We start from the raw sequence: 22827 nt of genomic DNA on the forward strand, positions 1-22827 counted from the left end.
AAATTTAAAGACATGCAGCCGCTATAATTTGTGTGTAATTTGCCAATAAATATTTGAGTTTTTTTACTGAATTTTGTGATTGAGCCTGCAGGTCAAAAACAAGGATAAATACTCTTAGTATCATAGTAAAGGGAATGACGAAATTTGTAAAGTAGTTTTCACTCAAATGACGCCCAGGCAAAAACTATATGGTTATGCAAAAAATCTATTTTTAAAACTGTTAATATAACATAGAAAAAACCTCACCTTCATTAATAATAGATTACTTACCAATTGGGTAGTCACCAGTGAAGCAAGCATCACAATATTGCGGTGTAGCGTTGTTACGTTTTTCTTCTTTAACAGCCCTGTATAGTCCATCAATACTCAAGAAGGCTAGGCTATTTACTCCTATAATTTCCTTAATTTCCTCTACAGATTTATTTGCAGCAATTAAATCTTTGCACTCTGGAGTATCTATTCCATAAAAACAAGAATGCTTAATTGGTGGGCTTGAAATTTTGAGGTGAATCTCTTTTACTTCCGCATCCTTTAGCATAACTATTATATTTCTGAGCGTACTACCACGCACTATACTATCATCTATTAAAATTATGTTTTTGCCTTTCAAAGTGTGCTTATTAGCATTGAATTTTAATTTTATTCTAACTTTACGTACTTCAGCGGTGGGTTGTATAAAAGTTCTTCCTATGTAATGATTACGAATTATCCCCAGTTCCATAGGTAATCCTGAATGCTTTGCATATCCAATAGCTGCAGGTATTCCAGAATCAGGTATTGGTACAACCATATCTACATTGTTTTTTGGTGGGCTCTCTTCTGCAAGTATTCTTCCTATTTCTTTTCTTATATCATATATGGACCTCTTCTCCATTATGCTGTCTGGTCTCGAGAAGTAAACGTATTCAAAAATACAAAAACTTGATTTTTGCTGTGGGAAAGGAAACATTGAGTCTAGCTTACTATCCGAACTGATGGTAACTAATTCGCCTGGTTCTATTTCTCTAATAAACTCTGCATTTATTATATCAAGAGCACAAGTTTCAGATGCAAGAACGTAAGAACCGTTTAACTTTCCTAAAACAAGAGGCCTGATTCCAGATGGATCACGTACTCCAATAACTACTTCTTGATTGATTGCCACAAAAGAATAAGCACCTTGTATTTGCTTTAATGCATATATAAAACTCTCTAAAAAGCTATCTTTTTCACTGCTTGCTGTCAGATGCACTACTACTTCTGTATCAATATCTGACTGAAAAACGCACTCTTGTTTAATTAATTGTTCGCGTATCGGAGAAATATTAATTAAATTACCATTATGTGCTATGGCAAAATCCCCAAATTTGCCACTTTTGCCAAACATGGGTTGCACTCCAAATTTACTACCACTTGTTGAGTATCGAACATGACCTATTGCACAATCCCCAGGTAAGGATTTCTTTATTTCATCTATATCATCAAATACACTGCTCACTTGGCCTTGAAAGTGATAAGAGTGCAGCTTATCGTTGTTACTGGTTACTACGCCAAAAGACTCTTGACCTCTATGCTGCAAAGCGTGGAGAGCAAGTATAGAGTTAAAAGCAGCACTTTGGTTGTAACTTATGCCAAATACCCCACACTCCTCACGTACTTCATCAAGCATGAAAAATATTAAATAAAGCCTGATTGTACTTTAGTAGAGGCAAAGTACAAGAATTTTATTTGTTAATCCCTTTCAAATTTGAAGCTTGCTACGGTAGTTTTGATGTATACCAGAAAGTAGGTTATATGCAATTAACCAATTTTGAGATTTTTGACAATTTTTTAGCACTGAAGAGAAAAAGATATTTTTATTGACTTATCTATGTATTGAAGTAATCACTAAAAAGTTTTAGTGGTTATGGTATATAATATGTCTAAGAAAGTAGGTAAACAAGGTGAAAGTAATCTTATTTTAGAGCCTGAACAGTTCTCTAACAGGTTCTTCAATAGTCAACAGAGTAGTTCATCAAATCCAAAATTACCGACTATAAGTCGTAAAGATAGGCATATGGATTTAACCAAGAAAAGGTACGCAAAAAACAAAGATGTTGCAGAATATCTAAGGAGTTATGACTTTATTAAAAGAGCAGAGGAATTGTCAATAATTTATCTTTTTGAGCGAGACCCATCTTCTACGAAATTGCAAATACCATTGACTACAGATGAACAAATTCTAGTTAAAAAATTTTGTGATGAGATGATAAAAGGTATAACAGAACACGATGAGCAAGAAAGCGTTTTAAGTACATGGAACGCATAATAGAGGATTATTTAAATCAAGGAATAAGATTAAACTCATATTACGGTAAGGACAATAAGACTGTAACAAATTTTATATTTGAAAAAATGGAAGAATTAATTAATCGCTTTCATGCAAATCCACACAATTCAACTACAAAAAATATCATACAAAAGATCACTCGTAATTTAGTGTTAAAAGGTGGGGTAGAAAAAGGATTATCTTTTTATAGCGATATTGAAGGCGGATATTACGGATCTAATTATTTAAATGATCTTAACGAACAATGTAAGAGTAAGAAAAAAATGCTAGAGGGTCTAGCATATGAAGGTATTGTGAAAGAAAATAACAAGCAAATTGATAAATATGATCTTGAAGTAGAAGTAGATAATAAATATTTTTATATTAAGTATCCACAAGGTAGTATTGTTGAAACTGCAAGAACTTTAAATAATGAAAAAGCTAAGGATTTAGAAGTTGGCATATTTCAGATTGAGGAAAGTATAGTAAAAGTTGAAATTACACAAGATGGAAAAAGAAATTACACAGATATCTTAAAAGGTGGTATTGAAATATTTTTTACTACTAAAATAGGAGAGATTAGTATTTATCTACGGAAAGATGGTAATAAAATGGTAGTAGAAATTGATGAGAAAAGCAAAATAAGATTTAGCAAGTTAGAAAACAAATCAAGCTTTGGAGGGAATTGTCTTATACAGGGGAAAAGTGTTTTAGAAGTTATGGGCAAGAGTTTTGAAAATATTCCTGAGGAGTTAACTCAGACTATTAAAAACGTTCCATCTACTAGTCTTATGCAAACATGTTTACAACAACAAGAAAACTCTAATAGGGAATTAAATTAATGTATTTTTAGGATAATAATTAAGAAATTAATTATAAACATTCATACGCATTCGATTGGAGTAGAGGATATGGGGCAGCAATTAGCACAAGAACTAAAGGCAAATGTGGTTGGTTGTCAAATAGTGATTGATTAAATCAATTTAGAGAGATAAATAGCAGCTTTGCAGCTTGTTTTTATGAACAAAGATAAAACGTTGTAGCCAAGTGCGCTTTCGGCATTGTGCTGAATTGCAATATCTCTGTGTTCTAACTCCTCATCACGAAACTTACTTATGGTTTCTCTTAATTCCCCATCTTCTAAATGTAAGACTTGCTCCTTGTAGTGCTCTCCGATCACTTCTTCAACTGCAGCAGTGCAAGCCATAGCGGCTTTTTTACCCATCATAGCAGTTACAACACCAAGTGTCACCCCTAAAGCACGCCAAATTGGCAACAAAACAGTAGGACGAACTCTTTGCTCCTTGATTTTCTCATTAAAATAGTGGAAATGTTTTTTTTCCTGCTCCTCCATTTCAATTATTTTGTCAATTATGGAAGATTTTTTAAGAATAAATTTTTGACCAGAATAAATACAAATGGCTCCATATTCGCCAGCATGATTTACTCTAATTGCTTGTTCTAAAAAATTTCCTTTCAATTTTTTTATATTGCTTTCCAATGTCTCCTCCATTTATTTCTGCATTAGTACTACTATAAACCAACATATTATAGAGTAAATAAAATTCCATGCGTGCATTGGACCAACATTGTGATTATAGGAACTCAAGCAGCTATAGCAACGGCAAGAGTTACTTGACGGACTCCGCCATTCTCCTTAAAATAAGGGTGAAGATATATTATTTATCTTCAGTCTGTGCAGATAAAGCGACAAAAAGCTCAATATACTTGATGTTTAATTTTTTGCACTATGTGCACTCTATGTCTTTATAAAACTTTTACCCACATAAGCTAAAATGCGCTTATCAAAGGATTTAACACAATGAAAAACGCCAATTAAAAAAATAGGTAGTAGCTGATAGATTTTCTTTTGCCTTTTTCTCTGTTTAGTAGATTTTTCAATATTTAATTCAATTAGCCGGTACTAAGACGATAACGAGTAGTAAGCTAAACATCCGTGTAGTTATTGGTATTATCAAGATATTCCCTAATCTTCTTCAAATCTTCCCAAGCTAAGCGTTTTTGTGCTGGTTGACGAAGTAGATAGGCTGGATGAAATATAGCGGCTGTAGTAATTGAATGAGATAAATATTGGTTAGTATAAGTATGAAATCTGCCACGCAAGTTCGATATAGTCTTTGTGTTATCAAGAAGGCTATAACATGCAATTCCTCCGACAAAAATCAGAATTTGCGGTAAAATAAGAGTAATGTGCTTCTCAACAAATGGTCTGCACATATCAAGCTCTAGGTCAGTTGGTTTTCTATTACCTGGTGGACGCCAAAACACCGCGTTGCTTATATACACCTTAGTGCGGTCCAGACTAATTGCACCGAGCATCTTATCGAGCAGCATTCCGCTTGCACCACAAAATGGTATGCCTTTCAGGTCTTCATTTGCTCCTGGTGCTTCACCAATAAGCATGATTTTTGCATTCGGATTACCATCAGAAAAAACAGTATTAGTTGCAGTTTTTTTTATTTCACAACCCTCAAATGACTTAACTGCACTTCTTAGTTCATCTACACTACTACATTGACTTGCAAGCTTCCTTGCTTCAATGATCCAGTCACTTGGGAACATGGTTTGTTGTTCTTTTTTCTGCTCGATGACAGAAGATTGTGCAGCTCTCTCATTTTCCATTTTTTTTTCCTCTTCACTTTCAGTTAGTGTGCAATCAACTCCCACTTCATGATAGAACTTCAACAATTCTAGATCTTCATTACTCATAGTGCCTCTTAACCTTTTGTGCTTTTTTCATAGCCAAATCATACTTCAACCTAGATAAATGTCTAATGTATAATATACCATTTAAGTGATCCAATTCATGCTGAATACACCTTGCAAGCCAACCACTAGCTTTTAGCGTCTGTTCTTCGTTATTTAAGTTTTTATATTTTACAGTTAAATATTTTGGACGCTTGATTTCATGGCTTTGCTCCGGAATTGAAAGACATCCTTCACTCATAATGACTTGTTCATCAGATAATTCCTTAATTTCAGGGTTAATCATACAAAACTTGCCAACTGAGTCATACCCTGCTAGCTCATCTTCTTCCTTCCCTGGACTAACGTCCATGACAAAAATTCTCTTCAGCACTCCAACTTGTACTGCAGCAAGACCAAGACCTTCTGCATCGTACATAGTTTCAAACATGTCGTTTACTAATTCTTTAATTTTATCGGTTATATCTATTACTTCACTGGCGCGTGTAGTTAATCTTTCGTCAGGAGCAATTACAATTGGTAACTTAGACATAAAAATTGTAATTCTGTGTTTTATTTTTCTTTTTGTCTAGGTATATTAAAATGTTGCTACATTTATGATAGAAATATAAATTCATTCAGGGAAGCTACAATTTAAATGGAATCGCATCATAAGGTCAACTAATGTACTCTGCAGTAATAACAAAACCAAAGCAGAATGTTTTTGCTGTTTTAGACGTAGGTACAACAAAAATTATCTGCCTCATCGTTAAGATCAATAGCAATTTCAGCTATAAAATAATAGGAACGGGTTATAAAAGTGCAGAAGGTATAAGTGGCGGATCAATAACTGACGCAAAGCATGCAAGTTACTCTATTTCATCAACTGTAGGTTTAGCTGAACAAGTATCAGAAGAGACTATAGACCAGATATATGTGAATGTAGCCGGATGTGGAATCTCATCTTTTTACGTACATAACGAAATAATTGCAGCTAATCACGAAATTTCAGACCGAGACATAAAACGTGTAGTCTTTCAGACATTTGAGAAATATATCGAAGAAAATGTCATCATTCACAATATACCACTGAAATATCACTTAGATGATATGACTGACATAAAGGAAGTCAGTGGATTATATGGAAAAAGATTATCTGCTGATGTTAATGTTGTCACTGCTTCGCGTCCAGCGCTTACCAATATCGAAAATTGTATAACTAATAATAGTGGGATAAGTATGGCTGGTTGTGTTGCTTCTGCATATTCTGCAGGCCTTGCCTGTCTAAGTAAAGATGAAAAAGAGCTAGGAACTGCCGTTGTTGACATAGGAGGTGGATGCACTGCAATTGGAATTTTTAAGAGAGGAAAACTTGTGTATACAAGCAGCATTCCAATTGGTGGCATTCACATTACCCGAGATATAGCTTATGGACTATGCACAAGTATAGAGCATGCTGAACGCATAAAAATACTATACGGTAGCACTATTGTAACTTCAATAGATGAGAATGAATGTATTGCAGTGCAAAGTAATGAAAGCGATGAACCAACTCAAGTGTTTAAGTCTGAACTTGTTAACATCATAAGACCAAGGATTGAGGAAATACTTGAGCTGATAAGAGAACAATTTCAAGAACAGAAAGATCCAATTAATAAAGTAGTGATCACAGGTGGAACCAGTCAACTCACAAGCATGAAAGAAATTGCAAGCTATATATTCAATAAACAAGTCCGTATCGGATGCCCTGAATCTTGTAGCGGTCTTGATGGCGAATACGACAAAAATCCTGTATTTTCTGCTGCTTTAGGCTCTATAAAGCTAATAGTTGACACCTTTTATAGAAATAATTCTGGAATGCTTGGTCACGATGGCAAAATAAGTAAGTTATACCATTGGGTTAAATCAAAAGTCACAGTCTAGATTTTTGTCTTTATCTCTTAATATACAAATGGCTTGATCTAGGAGCTTATTTTTATAGTATTATTAAACTGATGTATCCGTAAGAAAAGCAGAAAATTACAATAAAAACGTAAGAAACATGAACATAACTATACATTCACAAGAAGATTTTGACTTTATGCGTAAAGCTGGCAGGCTTGCAGCTGAAACCCTTGATTTTATTGCACCATACGTCAAAGTAGGCGTAACAACTAATGAATTAAATGATCTATGTCACGATTTTATAATCAATGCAGGTGCAATTCCAGCACCACTGAATTATAAGGGATATCCGAAATCAATTTGTACTTCGAAAAATGCTGTTGTATGTCATGGTATTCCTGATGATAAACCTCTTAAAGATGGAGATATTTTAAATATTGACGTTACAGTGATTTTAAATGGCTGGTATGGTGATACAAGTCGCATGTTTTGGACTGGTAAACCCTCAATAAAAGCAAAGCGTTTGTGTAATGCTGCCTACAATGCGCTAATGGAAGCGATAAAACAAGTTAAGCCCGGCAATAAGTTAAATGAAATAGGATTTGCTATAGAAAAATATATTGAAGATTTTGGATATTCTATCGTACGCAATTATTGTGGACATGGCATAGGAAAGGTTTTTCATGCTCCACCAAATGTTGTACATTTTTATGATGAAGGTGAGGATCTTATCTTAAAAGAAGGCATGTTTTTTACGATAGAACCAATGATCAATGCTGGAAAACATGAAACTCTTCTCAGCAAGCTAGATGGCTGGACAGTGACAACACGTGATCTTTCACTTTCTGCACAGTTTGAGCATACGCTTGGAGTCACAAAAGATGGAGTTGAAATATTTACACTATCACCTAAAAATTGGCATTTTCCACCTTATGATTAGATTTTTTAAACACTTGGTTTTTGAAAAAATCTAACTCTTAACTTGTGATATAGCAACTAACCCAATTAGTGCACAGAAAATCATGTAAAAACTTGCTAAAGTTCCTTGTCCTGTAACTTTGATAATAGTTGTGCATATAAATGGTGCAAGACCACCAAAAAATCCCGAAGCTATATTTCTTGATAAACCAAATCCACTATATCGTACCTTTATTGGGAATAATTCGCACATAAAGGCGCTAACAGGACCAAGAGAAGCAGCTATTGGGATTATAAAAAGAACGTGCGCCATTATGGTGAGCAAATTATTACCACTTAGTATCATTGAAAAAACTGGATAACTTACTACTATAAAAGTCACAAATGCAAATTTCATGACTCTTTCTCTCCCTACCTTATCAGAAAGTATTGCAAATAGTATAGTCAATCCTCCAAGTGCAACCTGATTCAATATTTCTACTGCGTGATTAAAGTGAGTGTTTATTGTTGATGCAAGTAGATTAAAAAACACTAAATATATGTAAAGAGATGCATTCTCAACTATGTCAACTCCAATTGATATTAGAAAAGGTTTTTTATAGCCATTTAACAGTTCTTTTAACGGTAATTCATGTGGCTTTTCCTGCTTTTTATATTCTGGGCTTTCATCGAGTATATATCTCATATATATACTGATTAATCCTATTACAAAACTGAAAATAAAAGGCAATCTCCATCCCCAAGATTCAAAATCGGATACTTTTTTGCATATAAGCACCACTATAAGACTTAATATTGAGCCAAGAATTGCGCTCAATACTTCAATACTGCTAAAGAATCCTCTTTTATTTTTAGGAGCATGCTCTATTAAAAATGGGGCATTTCCTGCCTCTCCTCCAAGAGATATACCCTGCAATAATCTTAAACATACCACCAGTACTGATGCGAGTACCCCAATGTTCTGATACCCTGGAACAAATGCAATAAGTACGGTTGATAGAGTCATCAATATGATAGAGAGAAATAGAGCAATCCTTCTTCCATATTTATCGCCAATGTGGCCAAATATAGCAGCACCAATTGGTCTTATTAAGAAACCCACTGCAAACACTCCAAAAGCTTTAAGTATGCTGACTAATTTGTCGTCTGATGGAAAAAACACATCTCCGATTATGCTTATTAGATGGCTGAAAAGCATGTGATCATACCACAACAAAGTGTTACAAATTAAACTTGATAGTATTACTTTTGTTATTTGTTGCACGAAATCTTCCGTAATTTGTTTGATATTATAGTAATATTACTTACTTTTTCAAACGTGAATTATGTAAATGTTATATTAATAATATTATCTTATTAAATTTTTATATCGTTGATTATATTTAAATATTCTTATACTATACCTATATATTTCCATATATTTTTTGGCGAGAAAGTTATTTTAATTTAAGTGCACAAAGTCTCTTGATATGACACATATTCCAGTTTTGTTAAAAGAGATGATACTGCAATTGTCACCACACAGTGGTGGTATATATGTGGATGCCACGTTTGGAGCTGGAGGATATAGCAAAGCAATATTGGAATCCGCTGATTGCAAAGTGTATGCAATTGATAGGGATGAAACAGTTACCAAATTTTATGATGATCTGAACGTTAAATACCCTGATAGAATAAATCTATTTATTGAGAAATTTAGTAATATTAAAAATTTATTAGATAGTAATAATATTAAAGGTATCAATGGAATAGTTTTCGACGTTGGAGTTTCATCTATGCAGCTTGATAATGGAGATAGAGGATTCTCATTTCTACGTGATGGCCCACTTAACATGAGAATGGATAACTATTCTCATATGAATGCTTCGACGTTTGTTAACGCTTTACGTGAAGAAGAGATTGCGAACACTATATATAATTATGGGGGTGAGCGTCATTCTCGTAAAATCGCAAGAGCGATAGTAAATGCGCGGAAGAAGAAAATTATCAAAACTACATTTGAACTTGCGGATATTGTACGTTCTGTAGTGTTTCGTGGAAAAAGCAAGATTGACCCTGCAACTAGAACATTTCAGGCAATCAGAATATGGGTAAATGATGAGCTAGGAGAGCTTGAAAAGGGTATTAAAGCTGCATCTGAGATTTTAAGTGAAAACGGCAAATTAATTGTAGTTACCTTTCATTCTCTAGAAGATCGTATAGTTAAAACCCTTTTTAAAGATTTGTGTGAACCAGGACCTACCAAGATATTCTCCCTTTTAAACAAAAAAGTGATTAAAGCAAGTGCGGAAGAAATAAATGCAAATCCGCGTGCGCGTTCAGCAAAATTAAGAGCTATACAGAGGTTGTCATAAGAACCTTCTGTATTATTTCAATAACTATGTTTTTATTATAGGGTCATTTAAGGTAAAATTACATGTCCACTCACTAAATAAATAGCTAACACAAATAGAACGTGAAATTAATTTAGTGCAAAGCAACATAAAAGTTCTTCAAGCAGAATGAAGTTATTTGAGTAATCCAAAAGGGGCTTGTAAAGCTTATGGAGAAATATATAAAAAAATAACTCTTTGATACTAGCTAGCCAGGTTCAACTCTCTAAATAGCCGCAGTGCGTTAGCACAATTTAAAACCTAGAGTAACAATTAGAACCTATCTTGCAAGGGAAATTTGAAATATTAACGTAAAAAATTGCTTCCATATATTTTAAATCTGATTATCATTACAGTTAGAGATATTTTAAGAGCTCAAAATCTATCTTCGTCTGCAGACTTTTCAGTCAAATTTTTAATCAAAAAGCGTAGCGTATCTTCTTCAGAGCATGTAAGTGTGCTTAATTTCTGTCATATGTGCGCTGCACTTTTTTCTAATCTTTTTTACACAGGAGGATTTTATGTCCAGAATTCCAGATACTTGACCTTTACTTTAGCTAAAAACCAATAGGCGCCTATGGCTAATTAAAATAAAAATTTTTCTAATATATAGAAGAATTACAAAATCACTGTTACTGAAAACGGGGCAAGAAAGCTGCTAATGTCAAAGAATTTTAGGTAAACATTGTTTGCTTGACGTATGAGCGTGCTCTCCTTACTTCAAGAACTCTTTAATATATGCTTAACCACTTAAGTCCTTTCAAGATATGTTCTTAAATTTAGGCTTTTAGATAAACACACTACGATAAAACTTACTTTGATACGAAATTATTCGCATAAGATTTTGGCAGTCTTTTAACATCTTTTGGCATTTCAATTGTGTACTTTGTGTTGTGTTTCTTTGCGTAAGATACTGCTTTTTCAAGAGAATCAAACTTTAATACAATCTGTTTTTGGGGATCTTTTGATCCAAACCACCCCATCAAAGGTTCAATATAGTAAGAACAAGGCTCAATTTTTAGGTGCCAGAATTTTGTATTACCTAAACCAGATTGTGTTGCAGTTTTTGTTGGCTTATAAATCTTAAAAACTACTTGATCGTCAATACTCATAGTCCTTACTACGTAATCTTCAGTATATATCTAAATAAATTTTTCCACAAAGAATTAGTGTGAAAGAATGAAGTTTGAAATAAATATTTTTATGTTATATTATTAAATTATATAAAAAGGATTAGCTGAATAGGAGTAATCGATGGCACAGCAAGAAATGGTAACAATTAATGCAGAGTTACGTGATGTAAAAAAAAAGAAAGCGATGCAGGCTCTGAGGGAGAAGGGAAGTATACCTGCAGTTATATATGGCAAAGGGCATGATAACGTAAATTTGACATTGTCTGCAAAGGAATTTACTAAACAATATAAATCAGGTGCTCTTTCTGCACATTTAATAGAACTAGATATTTCAGGGAAAAAAGAATATGCTCTTGTTCGTGATATTCAATGGCATGTAGTAAAGGATACTGTGCAACATGTTGATTTTCAGTTTGTTGATAAAGGTAGTGAAATTAAAATAGATATACCTTTATCATTCATCAATGAAAGTAAATCACCAGGAATCAAATTAGGTGGAGTGCTTAATGTTTTGTGTCGTTCTATTACTGTCAAATGCTCTCCTGAGAAAATACCTCAAGTCATAGAAATTGATTTGTCTGGCAAAATGATTGGTCAGTCTATACATATCAATGATGTAAAATTGCCAGAAGGTGTTAAATTTGTAGCTCATGAAGAAGAAAATTTCACCATTGTAACAATCTCTGCTGCTGATAGTGATGTTGAAGAGCCTCAAACAAAAACAGAGGAGTAGTGCATTTAATAGCTGGGCTTGGTAATCCTGGTAGTAAATATGAATTAACTCACCATAATATTGGCTTCATAGTTATTGACGCAATTCACAAATATTGGAATTTTCAGTCATTTTCTAATAAAGCTGATTACTTGATAACCTCTGGCATAATTAATAATAATAAAATCATGCTGATAAAACCTTATTCATTTATGAATAATTCAGGTATTCCTATTGCAAAAATAAAAAATTTTTACAAATTATCGCTAGACAATATTGTTGTCATACATGATGATGCTGACTTAAAATTCGGAAGAATAAAAGTAAAAAAAGGCGGTAGCTCTGCTGGACACAATGGACTTAAGTCTATAGATAGCTTTATTGGTAACGATTATTGGCGTTTGAGATTTGGAGTAGGTAGGCCTGAAAATCGGAAAAGCTTAGCAGATTATGTATTATCAAAATTTGAAAATTTTGATAACGCTATCCTCTTAGTGGAAAAAATAGCAAAGAATATACACCTAATGCTGCAAGGAGATAACGCAGCTTTCATCAACTCGGTTGAGAGTGAAACTTTAGTATAGCAAACGAATACTGCCCAATACAAACTAATTTAGATTAGAATACTGATTCTTCTAGAAGTTGTTCGCGTTCCTCTTCTATTGTAATAGAATTATCATGATTTTTAAATAAATCTCTGATTTTTGTTTCTATTTCATTTGCAATTTCTTTATTCGCCTTGAGGTAGCTTTTTACATTTTCTCTTCCTTGCCCAAGACGCGTATTGTTATATGAATAATAAGCGCCTGCCTTTTCAAGGACACCAAGTTTTGCTCCTATATCTATTATTTCCCCAAGTTTTGATATGCCTTCATTATACATTATATCAAATTTTGCCTCTCTAAATGGAGGAGCAACTTTATTTTTTACAACTTTAACTCTCGTTTCATTACCCGTAATATTCTCTTTATCCTTTATCGCACCAACTTTTCTTATATCAAGTCTTATAGAAGTATAGAATTTTAACGCATTTCCACCAGTGGTAGTTTCAGGATTTCCATATACTACTCCTATTTTCATACGAATTTGGTTGATAAATATCAATATACAGTTTGCTTTTGAAACTACAGAAGTTAGTTTCCTGAGTCCATGGCTTAGAAGCCTTGCTTGCAATCCCATGTGCTGATCGCCCATATCCCCTTCAATTTCAGCTCTTGGAGTTAGTGCTGCAACAGAATCAATAACTATTACATCAACTGCACTAGAACACACTAAATACTCAACAATATGCAACGCCTGCTCTCCAGTGTCTGGTTGTGAAATTACCAAATCATCAGTTTTCACTCCAAGTTTACGAGCATATATAACATCCAGTGCGTGTTCCGCATCGATAAATGCACATAAACCTCCTTTTTTCTGTGCTTCAGCAATTACATGCAAAGCAAGGGTAGTTTTACCAGAACTCTCAGGGCCAAATATCTCAATTATACGTCCTTTTGGCAATCCCCCAACACCCAGAGCTGAATCAAGTGCAATCGACCCTGTAGATATCGTGTCTATTTTTTCTACAGGGTTTTGCTTTAGCTTCATTATTGCACCTTTACCGAATGCTTTTTCAATTTGACTTATTGCATTATCTAGTGCTTTTTGCTTATCATTATTTCTTTCTTCTGGATTATGTGCCATGGATCATTTATTAACTTGTATAGTCTCCATGGTAATTGAACGCAACCAATCTGCCAAGGGTTTTTTAATAACGAAGAACGTTAGTTACCTAAAATTAGATAGATAGACTTTGTAGTGCGATACAAAATAACGATAGAATACAATGGTAGTGGTTTCTCTGGCTGGCAAAAGCAACAACACTCTGCTAACTCAATTCAGGAAACCATAGAAAACGCTATATTTAATTTCAGTGGCGAGAGAGTCTCTTTGCATTGTGGTGGCAGAACTGACACAGGGGTTCATGCTTTAGGGCAAGTTGCTCATTTCAATATGGAAAGGCAATTTGAGCTTTACAGAATAAGAAATGGAATAAACTATCACTTAAAAGCGATTCCTATAGTTGTGCTTAGTGCAGAAGCTGTAGATGATGCATTTCATGCACGATTTTCAGCAAAAAAAAGATATTATGAATATAGAATAATTAATCGCTACGCTCCTGCAGCTCTGGAAATCGGTTATGTGTGGCAAGTATTGCACCCACTTGACGTAAACATCATGCGTGAAGCTGCTAGACACCTGCTTGGAAAACATAATCTTTCAAGCTTCCGCTCAAAAGATTGTCAAGCTACAAATCCGGTCAGAACAATCGATGATATTGATATAGTACAAAACGGAAGTCACATATACATCAAAATATCTGCGATTTCCTTTTTACATAACCAGGTGAGGATTATTGTTGGTACTTTAGTTGAATTTGGAAAAAATAGAACTAATCCACAAGAAATGCTAAATATATTAAGTCAATGCAAAAGAAACGCCGCTGGAATCACAGCACCGCCTCACGGCTTATACTTAGTAAAGATAGATTACTAGCTTAAGTCCTCATTGGCATTACTATATATAATGCACTTGGATCATCTTCATCAGTGATAATTGTAGCGCTATTACCATCTGATAGGCTGACCTTACATTTGTTTTTTATACAAGATAAAGCATCAAGCAAATAACGAGAATTAAATCCTACTTCCATAAGAGCTCCATCGTAATCCACCTCTATAGACTCAGTCGCATCACTGCACTCTTGGGAATTTGAATGTAGAGTTAATAAATTCTCTTGCAATGAAAATTTAATTGATTTTATTTTATCGGACACAACAACAGAAACCCGATCTATAACGCTAGCAAGCTTACTACTCTCAACAATCATTTGTTTATCTTGAGACGTTGGAATGACAGCTTTGTAATCTGGAAAAGTCCCATCTATCAATTTTGATATTAGAATATACTCACCACATGTAAATTTGATTTTTCTATCTGAAAGTTTTATATTTATCTCATTACAATCACCCAATACTTTCAACAATTCCATGATAGTTTTACGTGGAATGATCACCCCAAATTCTCCGTTGATATCTTCAGGTTTAGGCCTTTTTATACATGATAAACGGTGGCCATCAGTTGCAACGCAGTACAGAAATTGCTCATCTGTATGCAGATATATCCCGTTTAAATTATACCTTGTATCATCCAGCGACACAGCAAACTTCGTTTTAGTCAACAAGTCTACCAAATCTGCACTTAGTAGAGTGAAATCGTATTGATGATCACCTTCTTCAAGAACAGGGAAGTTATTTGAAACTACGTTCGGTAAAGAAAAATTTGCATTTCCACAGGATATCAATAATTTTCCTTGATTATTCATTTCGAAATTGATATCCAAATTAGTTGGCAATTTTTTCACTATGTCATGTAAAGTATGTGCTGAGATTTTCACTTCTCCTTCTGCTGATACATTTGCAGTAAGTGAGGCAAATATTGAAATGTCAAGATCAGTAGCCTTCAATTTTATGCTACCATATTGTGCTTTGATATTTATACACGCTAAAACATCTATCGCGTTGCGCCTTTCAACCACTCCACTTACCCTGGATAGCGTATTTAAAAGGCTTGCACGACTTACACTAAAACGCATTTGTTCACACACAGAACTTTGTTCTTTGATTCCTATATCTACAATTTTTGACATATTAATTCTCAAAAATATATTTTAAATGATATTCATATTCTATGTAAAGTGATATCCATATTTTTGTCTGAGAGACAAAACAGCCTATCTTATACTTTAGTGATCAATAATTTACTTTGTATGGCATAAGTCATGCATTTTTTGGTACGCTTTTTGAAAGCCAAGCAAGGAATAAGTATCATCAACATTTGCTGTTTTTACTTTTCCATTAACTACCATTGATAATCCCTGCTTCATTTTTAGAATCAAATCTTGGTCCATTTTTGTATCATCTGTCCACGCAAGACTTCCCTGTATTATTGGCAATTGATATTTAATTTTTTTATCGATATTGAGAACTACAGGCTCATTATTATACTGAAAGCCAGAAGTGACGCTCACCTCATCTGCTTTTTTATCAACGTAACTGACCATTACATACGGCTTGCGGTCAGCTGTATAATGTTCACTTTTTTTCTTAGGATGAGATACAATGTAACACACTTTTTCACCATCTTCCAATGCAGTGTACACAAGCCAATCTTTATATTTTTCCTTCAGTTGTACGTTACTAACCGATGCAAGAGTGTCTATTGAAAAAAATATTAGAAATACAAAAAGACTACGCATGTAAACCAAGTTTCAAACTCTCTGATTTTACATGTTGTTTTACCTTACTCATTGCTTGCTCAGCCAACTGTCTTATTCTTTCTCTTGAAACACAATATTTTTTGCTAAGCTCATCCAAAGTCTGAGTATTCTCAGATAAATATCTGCTAATGAAAATGTCTCTTGATCTTTCATTAAGACTTGCCAGCGCATTGCTTAAAATTGTTTCTTTTAATGCCTTTTCTTCATGATTCTGGTAAGCTACTTCTTGACTAACTAAATTACACGGAATCATATCTTGTAACTCCTTTTTAGAGTCATCACCTATTTTTATACAATTATTTAACGACTGATCCTTACAAGCCAGACGATAGCTCATCTGTACAACATCTTCTTCAGATACAGAAAGCTCATTTGATATTGCTTTTATTTCTTCTTTACTCAAAGTTTCTCTGTTTGTGTATTGTAAAATTCTTTTTTTTATTTTACGTAAACTAAAAAACAATCTCCTTTGTGCTTGCGTTGTACCTATTTTTACAAGTGACCAAGATTTTAATATAAAGTCTTTCATTGAAGCTTCAATCCACCATACTGCATAAGTTGAAAAACGAAATCCCAAGTTAGGATTGAACTTTTTCACTGCATGCATTAAACCCATATTTCCTTCCATGACCAGGTCCATCAACAATAGACCGTAATTCTTAAATTTCATTGCAATTTTTACTACCAAATTCAAATGGCTAGTAATCAACCTGTGAGCAGAAGAAATATCCTGGTATTCTTGCCAATTTTTTGCTAATCGCACTTCCTCTTCTGGGGAAAGCATAGGAAATTTTCGCACTTCAGCAATATATTGCATGAGATTAGTGCTACTATTAACACATAAATTTGCTACTGGGGTCAACATAATAACTTAAATTAAAACTCTATACATATAATATATTGATTTTCAGTGAAAAATTCAAGCTTTAATTAAAAAAGCACAATTTTACATCTAATTGAGATCTTAACAACAGCTACCTAAATGTATCATTAAAATTGCTAGCGTGTAACTATAAAAACTACATTAAATAAATAATGTGTTATTCCAGTGCTCAAACACTGGAATTCACATTTCTTTTTTCTAGATCCCAGTGTCATGCTACTTGAATGACAAGAAAAACCCACTGGGATAATAAGACAAAGATAGACTAGAAATTAAACGCTACTCCAGCTTCTGCACCAACAGTGCTGTAAAGAACATTTTTGATATCATTATCATCCTTATTTGTCTTATCAAAACTAGCACCATAAGAACCGAAGTAACGAGCTCCAGCAAAGAGTTTGATTTCTGGGGTTACATCATAACTAACACCAGCTTTTGCTTGATAAGCAAAACCAAATCCTTTTTGATCTTTAACTGTATCAGCTTTTGAAGGATTGCTGATATATGCTGCACCAACACCAACACCAACGTATGGAGTGATAGGCATATCTTCAATCGCTATATCGTAATAAACGTTAACCAATCCTGAAAATGCTGTTAAACTGTCTGCAACATTTGTTTCAGAAGTATTTACTACAGCTGTATCTTTAGCCAATTGTGAGTAAAGCCCTTCAACATCAACTCTAATGTCATCCATTTTATAACCAAATGCACCACCACCAGCTATAAAAGATCTTGTAAAGGGACTATCCTTTTGTTTACCTGTTGCATTTGTAATACCATCAACTTTTGTATAAAAAGGTAAAATTTCACCGTTGTATTGTAAACGAACGTAGTAGCTAGTTTCTTCATCACTTATTGGACCAATAGGGTCTGATGAAAAAGCAGAGTTTGATAGGCTTAGCAACGTCACTAAAGCAGCTGCCGAAAAAAACTTTTTATAATGCATAATTGCCCTCGTTAAAAAAATTAAAATTCCACTTTAGCAGTCTAAATAATAACTAAAGTTAAGTCAAGTGCTAACTTAATAACACAAAACCTTCTGTATCTTAACTAACTTTTAGGAAAATACAAAGATTTTATTAATTAATAGAGTTACTCTACTTTTTTTACTCTTGATCTTCTGACACCTATTTCACTAATGTCTTTTTATCTTCTGATCTGCATTCATCATTGTGAATTGCTTCATATTCATGCAGTAATATGAATGTACTTCATGGAAGTACTAGTATAAAAGGAAAACACTTAGTTACTGCATTAAGGCAAACTTCAGTAGTAAATTTAAAAAGGAAGTTTAAGTCCAGGCGGTAAACCCATCATACCTGCAAGATCAGAAGTTGCATTTGCCATATCTTCTTCTGCTTTTTTGATGGCATCATTGAATGCTGCTGTCACTAAATCTTCTACTATATCTTTTTCTTCATTTCTCATAAGTTCTAAGTCTATATTTACCTTTTTAGCTTTATAGCTACCTATTTTTATCACTTCCACTAATACAGAAACTTTACCACCACCAGAAATACCTTGAAACTCTTTTCCAATATACTTTTCTTGAGCTTCCGCAAGCTTTTTTTGCATTTCTTGCGCTTGCTTCATTATTTGACTGAAATCCACAACCTACTCCTTATTTTCTATATTAACTACCTTTGCACCTTTAAACGTATTTAATATATCCTTAACTGCAGGTGCATAATTTAAATTACTCACTTCCCTATTCATATAACTTGTATCAACTATAATAACCCACTCCTGATTAGTAGCTTGATTTAAGTAACTTTTCAAGTCATTACAAAAATTACTGTTCAAGTTAGATACAGCTTTTAATTTTAAATACCCAAATTTACAATCTATTAATTGTAGATTACTACACAGTTGTTTGTAAAGATAAATTTGGTTACTCCGCCTTAATAGTTGCAAAATCTTATCAAAATCGTAATTTTGTTGTTTATTTTTCACATGGATCCCAGTGTCACGCACTGGGATGACAGAGTGGGGTTTTTCCACATATTTTTTTGGATCCGAGTAGTCAGCTACTTGGATGACAGGGGGGGAAGGTGCAACAGGTCTGCCCTGTCTATTTCCTTGCTCTACATTCTGTGAAAGAATTTTTTTGATCACCTGTTCCGGAGAAGGCAAATCAGAAAGATAACAAAGGCTAATTAATATCATTTCAGCGGCAATTTCATTGCATGTTGAAACCTTTATATCTTGAATACCCTTAAGCAGCACCTTCCACAATCTCGAAAAAAATATTAAAGACTTTTTTGCACTCAAATCTTTTACTCTGCTCTTCTCATATTCTGTATCAATCTCTTTTGTAATTAAAAAACGGCATATTAACTGGATTGTTTGCAGTAGATCTTCAAAAATATTGAGCGGATTTGCTGTTTTTACCACATTGTCGAATACTAACAAAGCCTTCTGTAAATCACTGTCTAATACTGCTTCCAGTAGATCAAATATAACGTTTCTATCTACTAGACCAAGTATGTCTGTAACACTTTGAGTGGATATTGTACCATCTTTGCTATATAGCACTGCTTGATTCATCAAAAATAAAGCGTTACGCATTGAATTGCTACAGTGGTGCGCAATTAATTCCGATGCTTCTTTTTCAATAAAATAATTTTCTTTTTGTGCAATATCATTTAAACGCTCCATTATCTTAGCTGAAGGAATGTTATGTAAGTCAAACCTTTGACAACGTGCAATAACAGTTATTGGTATCTTTTTTATTTCTGTAGTTGCTAGAATAAACTTTACGCTAGATGGTGGTTCTTCTAGAGTTTTAAGTAATGCATTAAATGCATTACTGGATAACATGTGTACTTCATCTATAATGTAAACTTTAAACTTAGAACTTATTGGTAAATAGCAAATATCTCCCAAGATGGCTCTAACATCCTCAACACTAGTGTGACTTGCCGCATCGATTTCAACTACATCTGGATGGCTTGAATTTTTTATTGCCAGACAACTTGTACATGATCCACAAGGTTCAAAAGTTGGCCCCAATGAGCAGTTCAAACATAAAGCTATTATTCTTGCAGTGGTGGTTTTACCAATTCCACTGCTACCAGAAAGCAGTATAGATTGTGGAATTTTGTTGAGAGTAAAAGCATTTTCTAGTATACGCACCAATATATCTTGACCTACTAAATCTTTAAAGCTACTAGGACGATATTTTAATGCTATGTTCATAGCCTAGAATAAAACAAATAGTACAAATAGGTATGCAACCCAAAAAGATTCTGATATGGTTGCTTCATTTCTGACCTGACCAAGTTACAGAATTTTTGCCTGCATACCTTATAAAAGGTTATACTTTTTTTTTTTTTTAGCAAGGTATATTCTATATTAGTCTTATAATTTATATGTTAGACCTTTTGCAACATTACTTTGGAGTAAACAGCTGTTACCTAAAATACTCTTCTTCTGTCATCCCAGTGCCCAGACACTGGGATCCAGAAAACTTAATTTTAAATGAATACATTAGGCTGTTGTATAATAAGAACTGGATTCAAGTGTCAATCACTGAAATGACACCCTTCCGGTGGGGATTGCTCTCAAACTACAATGTTCGTACAGTTGTACTGGGATCCAAGTATAAAAATATTTGGAAATTATACAATGGACAATGGATTCTAGGAGTATATGTTAAAAGTAATGTCCATAATGAAATAAGCTGGATTCCAATGTCACGTACTGGAATGACAACATATAGGTATTGGAATAACAAAAGAGGAATATTATGATTTTATATCATTTTCCTCTTTGTCCGTTTTCACGAAAAGTTAGAGCTCTTCTCAAGGAAAAAAAGCTGAGTTGTGATTTTGTATATGAAAATCCATGGGAAAAGCGGAATGAATTCATGGAGATCAATCCAATCGGACAAGTACCAGTATTAATAGATAATAACTTTGTAATAGCGGATAGTAATGCCATTTGTGAATATATAGAAGAGACTTACAATAGCGACGTCAAATTACTTGGTTCATCCACTATTATTAAGTCTAAAATACGCGCTTTAATCAATTGGTTCGATAGCAAATTTTACAATGAAGTTACTAAGTATATTATGAATGAAAAAGTAATTACTAACCGCAGCCCTGACTCTAGATTTCTTCATGCAGCTCAGCATAACCTGCCTTGCCATATGGAATACATCGAACACTTAATTAACAAGAACGTTTGGCTTGCAACCGATAAGTTCACTTTAGCCGATATTACTTTAGCATCACATATTTCTATAATAGACTACGTAAATAGTTTCCCATGGGAAAAAAGTAAGATTTTAAAAGAATGGTACTCCATTGTTAAATCAAGGCCTTGTTTTCGCGAAATATTATTAGAGAGAGTTTTTGGGTTAACTCCCCCTAGACATTACGCTGACCTTGATTTTTAACTTGCGTTAGTTTTAAAGCTACAGTCATTCCTTCGTCAGTAGGAATCAATATGGAGAAATATTTTTTTTCATCTGACAATCTATCGTTAAACTCTCTCATAGCATGCCATGACTTTTCTGATACTTCTTTTGGAGGCGATTCTAAAAATACTGTATCAAATAATAGAGTGTTATCTGCAACGATTAGCCCATCTTGTTTAATGTATGACTCTGCCCAATCTAAATACTTAGGATAACTACTTTTGTCAGCATCGATGAATATCATGTCAAATGGTGCCTTTGCTGATAATTCATTAATTTTTTCCAGTGCATCACCTTCTATTAGAGTAATTTTATCACTTAGATTAAAAGCACTAAAATTTTTTTTTGCTATTCTTGAGTGTTGAGGATTATTTTCTATTGTATATATATGACCATCTTTCGGTAAAGCTTTTACCATACAAATTGACGAATAACCATATAACGTGCCAATTTCAACTATGCTTTTAACTTTATGGATTTTGATAAATAAATTTAATAATTTTCCTTCTTCAGGAGTGATTTGAATACGTTGTTTCTTATCAAGAGTACAATGTTCTTCTATTTTTTTATACTCTTTTGCAAATAAGCTTCTTATGTACAACGATTTTCTGCTAAAGTTATGACGCATTAAGTTTTATAATATAAACTAAGGAGGTTTAATCTATATAAGATTTATAAAGATAACAATAGAGTTAAGAATAATAAAATTTTTTATTTTAAGTTGTTATTTTATAAAGTAAAATTTTAAGTGACAAAGATTATTATATATTTTACTATGGTTCACTAGTATAACAATCAATTGTTATACTAGAATTAAGGGATCGTTTATTTACATCTCTCTTAAAATGTAATTTTTATAATCAATTAGAGGGGGTTATATGTCTTATAACATTGCTAACGAAGTTGAAACGTTAAGCAAGAAATCTAATAATAATGAAGGAGTGAAATTACTGCACAATCCAGCTTATCGCGAGAAGTACAAAGAACGCTTTAACGAAGCTCAGAAAAAAGTTATGGATATGGTCCAATTTTATGATGGAACGATAGTATTAATAGAGAATAAAATTGCTATGTATTATTATGCTTGGCACAGTAAAAAAAGAGAGTTTGAGCGTAAAAAGCAACAAACAGTATCAAAAAATACTGATTCAGCATAGGGTTTTTATATGGTAAGCTACAGTGTTA

General features: G+C 33.5%; 23 protein-coding genes, 1 other RNA gene and 2 pseudogenes. 11 read left to right on the forward strand and 15 right to left on the reverse strand.

The window, feature by feature from the left end; translation table 11 throughout:
* Positions 1–262 precede the first annotated feature (262 nt).
* Entirely contained in the window at positions 263–1648 is a 1386-nt protein-coding gene (purF, locus tag M1L26_RS00430) for an amidophosphoribosyltransferase (protein ID WP_250120208.1), read from the reverse strand.
* Positions 1649–1897: 249 nt separating this feature from the next.
* Between purF and M1L26_RS00435 the strand changes: the two genes are divergently transcribed.
* Complete coding sequence (locus M1L26_RS00435; protein ID WP_250120209.1) at positions 1898–2287, forward strand: hypothetical protein; 390 nt, start codon at positions 1898–1900, stop codon at positions 2285–2287.
* 86 nt (positions 2288–2373) lie between these two features.
* Positions 2374–3129: a hypothetical protein gene (locus tag M1L26_RS00440; RefSeq protein WP_250120210.1), complete on the forward strand. Its 756-nt coding sequence runs from the start codon at positions 2374–2376 to the stop codon at positions 3127–3129.
* A gap of 131 nt (positions 3130–3260) precedes the next feature.
* On the opposite strand, the gene M1L26_RS00445 is transcribed toward M1L26_RS00440, so the two are convergent.
* From M1L26_RS00445 to def, 3 genes are all read right to left on the reverse strand, one after another.
* Positions 3261–3800 (reverse strand): demethoxyubiquinone hydroxylase family protein, encoded by a 540-nt coding sequence (locus M1L26_RS00445; protein ID WP_211907652.1) that lies wholly within the window; start codon positions 3798–3800, stop codon positions 3261–3263.
* A 434-nt stretch (positions 3801–4234) separates the two neighbouring features.
* Positions 4235–5017, reverse strand: a complete 783-nt coding sequence (locus tag M1L26_RS00450; RefSeq protein ID WP_250120211.1) for a uracil-DNA glycosylase — start codon at positions 5015–5017, stop codon at positions 4235–4237.
* Positions 5010–5546, reverse strand: coding sequence for a peptide deformylase (def, locus tag M1L26_RS00455; RefSeq protein WP_211907650.1), 537 nt, complete (start codon positions 5544–5546; stop codon positions 5010–5012). The genes M1L26_RS00450 and def overlap by 8 nt, the downstream gene beginning before the upstream one ends.
* A gap of 131 nt (positions 5547–5677) precedes the next feature.
* Here def and ftsA point away from each other — a divergent pair, with 131 nt between their 5' ends.
* Complete coding sequence (gene ftsA, locus M1L26_RS00460) at positions 5678–6916, forward strand: cell division protein FtsA (RefSeq protein WP_211907649.1); 1239 nt, start codon at positions 5678–5680, stop codon at positions 6914–6916.
* Positions 6917–7028: 112 nt separating this feature from the next.
* A pseudogene (gene map / locus M1L26_RS00465) lies at positions 7029–7817 on the forward strand (type I methionyl aminopeptidase); the annotation flags it as partial.
* Positions 7818–7847: 30 nt separating this feature from the next.
* On the opposite strand, the gene M1L26_RS00470 reads toward map, so the two are convergent.
* Positions 7848–9059 (reverse strand): MFS transporter, encoded by a 1212-nt coding sequence (locus M1L26_RS00470; RefSeq protein WP_211907647.1) that lies wholly within the window; start codon positions 9057–9059, stop codon positions 7848–7850.
* 205 nt (positions 9060–9264) lie between these two features.
* Between M1L26_RS00470 and rsmH the strand changes: the two genes are divergently transcribed.
* Entirely contained in the window at positions 9265–10149 is an 885-nt protein-coding gene (gene rsmH / locus M1L26_RS00475; RefSeq protein WP_250120212.1) for a 16S rRNA (cytosine(1402)-N(4))-methyltransferase RsmH, read from the forward strand.
* A gap of 830 nt (positions 10150–10979) precedes the next feature.
* Here the strand turns inward: rsmH and M1L26_RS00480 are convergent.
* Positions 10980–11279: an ETC complex I subunit gene (locus M1L26_RS00480; protein WP_211907645.1), complete on the reverse strand. Its 300-nt coding sequence runs from the start codon at positions 11277–11279 to the stop codon at positions 10980–10982.
* A 142-nt stretch (positions 11280–11421) separates the two neighbouring features.
* Here M1L26_RS00480 and M1L26_RS00485 point away from each other — a divergent pair, with 142 nt between their 5' ends.
* Both M1L26_RS00485 and pth read left to right on the forward strand, forming a co-directional pair.
* Positions 11422–12033 carry a 50S ribosomal protein L25/general stress protein Ctc gene (locus M1L26_RS00485; RefSeq protein WP_211907644.1) on the forward strand — a complete coding sequence of 204 codons (612 nt, stop codon included), beginning with the start codon at positions 11422–11424 and terminating at the stop codon, positions 12031–12033.
* Entirely contained in the window at positions 12033–12596 is a 564-nt protein-coding gene (gene pth, locus M1L26_RS00490) for an aminoacyl-tRNA hydrolase (RefSeq protein WP_211907643.1), read from the forward strand. The genes M1L26_RS00485 and pth overlap by 1 nt, the downstream gene beginning before the upstream one ends.
* A 34-nt stretch (positions 12597–12630) precedes the next feature.
* On the opposite strand, the gene recA is transcribed toward pth, so the two are convergent.
* On the reverse strand, positions 12631–13698 hold the full coding sequence (gene recA, locus M1L26_RS00495) for a recombinase RecA (protein WP_211907642.1): 1068 nt from the start codon (positions 13696–13698) through the stop codon (positions 12631–12633).
* 114 nt (positions 13699–13812) lie between these two features.
* On the opposite strand from recA, the gene truA reads away from it, so the two are divergent.
* Complete coding sequence (gene truA, locus M1L26_RS00500) at positions 13813–14550, forward strand: tRNA pseudouridine(38-40) synthase TruA (protein WP_211907641.1); 738 nt, start codon at positions 13813–13815, stop codon at positions 14548–14550.
* Position 14551: 1 nt separating this feature from the next.
* On the opposite strand, the gene dnaN is transcribed toward truA, so the two are convergent.
* From dnaN to ffs, 7 genes are all read right to left on the reverse strand, one after another.
* Entirely contained in the window at positions 14552–15703 is a 1152-nt protein-coding gene (dnaN, locus tag M1L26_RS00505) for a DNA polymerase III subunit beta (RefSeq protein ID WP_250120213.1), read from the reverse strand.
* Between the two features lie 111 nt (positions 15704–15814).
* Entirely contained in the window at positions 15815–16312 is a 498-nt protein-coding gene (locus M1L26_RS00510) for an invasion associated locus B family protein (RefSeq protein ID WP_211907639.1), read from the reverse strand.
* A complete protein-coding gene (locus M1L26_RS00515; protein WP_250120214.1) occupies positions 16305–17198 on the reverse strand; it encodes an RNA polymerase factor sigma-32 in 894 nt (297 codons plus the stop codon). The genes M1L26_RS00510 and M1L26_RS00515 overlap by 8 nt, the downstream gene beginning before the upstream one ends.
* A 283-nt stretch (positions 17199–17481) precedes the next feature.
* Positions 17482–18165, reverse strand: a complete 684-nt coding sequence (locus tag M1L26_RS00520) for a P44/Msp2 family outer membrane protein (RefSeq protein WP_211907637.1) — start codon at positions 18163–18165, stop codon at positions 17482–17484.
* Positions 18166–18497: 332 nt separating this feature from the next.
* Complete coding sequence (locus tag M1L26_RS00525) at positions 18498–18812, reverse strand: YbaB/EbfC family nucleoid-associated protein (RefSeq protein ID WP_211908748.1); 315 nt, start codon at positions 18810–18812, stop codon at positions 18498–18500.
* A gap of 21 nt (positions 18813–18833) precedes the next feature.
* Positions 18834–20417: a DNA polymerase III subunit gamma/tau gene (gene dnaX / locus M1L26_RS00530; protein ID WP_250120215.1), complete on the reverse strand. Its 1584-nt coding sequence runs from the start codon at positions 20415–20417 to the stop codon at positions 18834–18836.
* A gap of 16 nt (positions 20418–20433) precedes the next feature.
* An RNA gene (gene ffs / locus M1L26_RS00535) (signal recognition particle sRNA small type) lies at positions 20434–20532 on the reverse strand.
* A 109-nt stretch (positions 20533–20641) separates the two neighbouring features.
* On the opposite strand from ffs, the pseudogene M1L26_RS06450 reads away from it, so the two are divergent.
* Positions 20642–20770: pseudogene (locus tag M1L26_RS06450) on the forward strand (WPE palindromic element domain-containing protein); the annotation flags it as partial.
* Positions 20771–20967: 197 nt separating this feature from the next.
* Positions 20968–21621, forward strand: coding sequence for a glutathione S-transferase family protein (locus M1L26_RS00545; protein ID WP_211907634.1), 654 nt, complete (start codon positions 20968–20970; stop codon positions 21619–21621).
* Here the strand turns inward: M1L26_RS00545 and M1L26_RS00550 are convergent.
* Positions 21593–22270 (reverse strand): O-methyltransferase, encoded by a 678-nt coding sequence (locus M1L26_RS00550; RefSeq protein ID WP_006013497.1) that lies wholly within the window; start codon positions 22268–22270, stop codon positions 21593–21595. The two genes, M1L26_RS00545 and M1L26_RS00550, sit on opposite strands and share 29 nt — an antisense overlap.
* A 250-nt stretch (positions 22271–22520) precedes the next feature.
* Here M1L26_RS00550 and M1L26_RS00555 point away from each other — a divergent pair, with 250 nt between their 5' ends.
* On the forward strand, positions 22521–22799 hold the full coding sequence (locus tag M1L26_RS00555; RefSeq protein WP_010403908.1) for a DUF2671 domain-containing protein: 279 nt from the start codon (positions 22521–22523) through the stop codon (positions 22797–22799).
* The last annotated feature ends 28 nt before the right edge of the window (positions 22800–22827 follow it).

Origin of the sequence: Wolbachia endosymbiont of Ostrinia scapulalis, assembly GCF_023559145.1 — a bacterium.
GTDB lineage: Bacteria > Pseudomonadota > Alphaproteobacteria > Rickettsiales > Anaplasmataceae > Wolbachia.

What these genes read in the sequence shown, in the direction of transcription:
- recA (WP_211907642.1), bottom strand. Translation starts at nt 13,698, where the DNA reads ATGGCACATAATCCAGAAGAAAGAAATAATGATAAGCAAAAAGCACTA.
- M1L26_RS00485 (WP_211907644.1), top strand. Translation starts at nt 11,422, where the DNA reads ATGGCACAGCAAGAAATGGTAACAATTAATGCAGAGTTACGTGATGTA.
- M1L26_RS00445 (WP_211907652.1), bottom strand. Translation starts at nt 3,800, where the DNA reads ATGGAGGAGACATTGGAAAGCAATATAAAAAAATTGAAAGGAAATTTT.
- dnaX (WP_250120215.1), bottom strand. Translation starts at nt 20,417, where the DNA reads ATGAACATAGCATTAAAATATCGTCCTAGTAGCTTTAAAGATTTAGTA.
- ftsA (WP_211907649.1), top strand. Translation starts at nt 5,678, where the DNA reads ATGTACTCTGCAGTAATAACAAAACCAAAGCAGAATGTTTTTGCTGTT.
- M1L26_RS00515 (WP_250120214.1), bottom strand. Translation starts at nt 17,198, where the DNA reads ATGTTGACCCCAGTAGCAAATTTATGTGTTAATAGTAGCACTAATCTC.
- def (WP_211907650.1), bottom strand. Translation starts at nt 5,546, where the DNA reads ATGTCTAAGTTACCAATTGTAATTGCTCCTGACGAAAGATTAACTACA.
- purF (WP_250120208.1), bottom strand. Translation starts at nt 1,648, where the DNA reads ATGCTTGATGAAGTACGTGAGGAGTGTGGGGTATTTGGCATAAGTTAC.
- M1L26_RS00480 (WP_211907645.1), bottom strand. Translation starts at nt 11,279, where the DNA reads ATGAGTATTGACGATCAAGTAGTTTTTAAGATTTATAAGCCAACAAAA.
- M1L26_RS00520 (WP_211907637.1), bottom strand. Translation starts at nt 18,165, where the DNA reads ATGCATTATAAAAAGTTTTTTTCGGCAGCTGCTTTAGTGACGTTGCTA.
- M1L26_RS00450 (WP_250120211.1), bottom strand. Translation starts at nt 5,017, where the DNA reads ATGAGTAATGAAGATCTAGAATTGTTGAAGTTCTATCATGAAGTGGGA.
- M1L26_RS00510 (WP_211907639.1), bottom strand. Translation starts at nt 16,312, where the DNA reads ATGCGTAGTCTTTTTGTATTTCTAATATTTTTTTCAATAGACACTCTT.
- M1L26_RS00550 (WP_006013497.1), bottom strand. Translation starts at nt 22,270, where the DNA reads ATGCGTCATAACTTTAGCAGAAAATCGTTGTACATAAGAAGCTTATTT.
- M1L26_RS00555 (WP_010403908.1), top strand. Translation starts at nt 22,521, where the DNA reads ATGTCTTATAACATTGCTAACGAAGTTGAAACGTTAAGCAAGAAATCT.
- dnaN (WP_250120213.1), bottom strand. Translation starts at nt 15,703, where the DNA reads ATGTCAAAAATTGTAGATATAGGAATCAAAGAACAAAGTTCTGTGTGT.
- M1L26_RS00525 (WP_211908748.1), bottom strand. Translation starts at nt 18,812, where the DNA reads ATGAAGCAAGCGCAAGAAATGCAAAAAAAGCTTGCGGAAGCTCAAGAA.
- M1L26_RS00545 (WP_211907634.1), top strand. Translation starts at nt 20,968, where the DNA reads ATGATTTTATATCATTTTCCTCTTTGTCCGTTTTCACGAAAAGTTAGA.
- rsmH (WP_250120212.1), top strand. Translation starts at nt 9,265, where the DNA reads ATGACACATATTCCAGTTTTGTTAAAAGAGATGATACTGCAATTGTCA.
- M1L26_RS00435 (WP_250120209.1), top strand. Translation starts at nt 1,898, where the DNA reads ATGTCTAAGAAAGTAGGTAAACAAGGTGAAAGTAATCTTATTTTAGAG.
- M1L26_RS00440 (WP_250120210.1), top strand. Translation starts at nt 2,374, where the DNA reads ATGGAAGAATTAATTAATCGCTTTCATGCAAATCCACACAATTCAACT.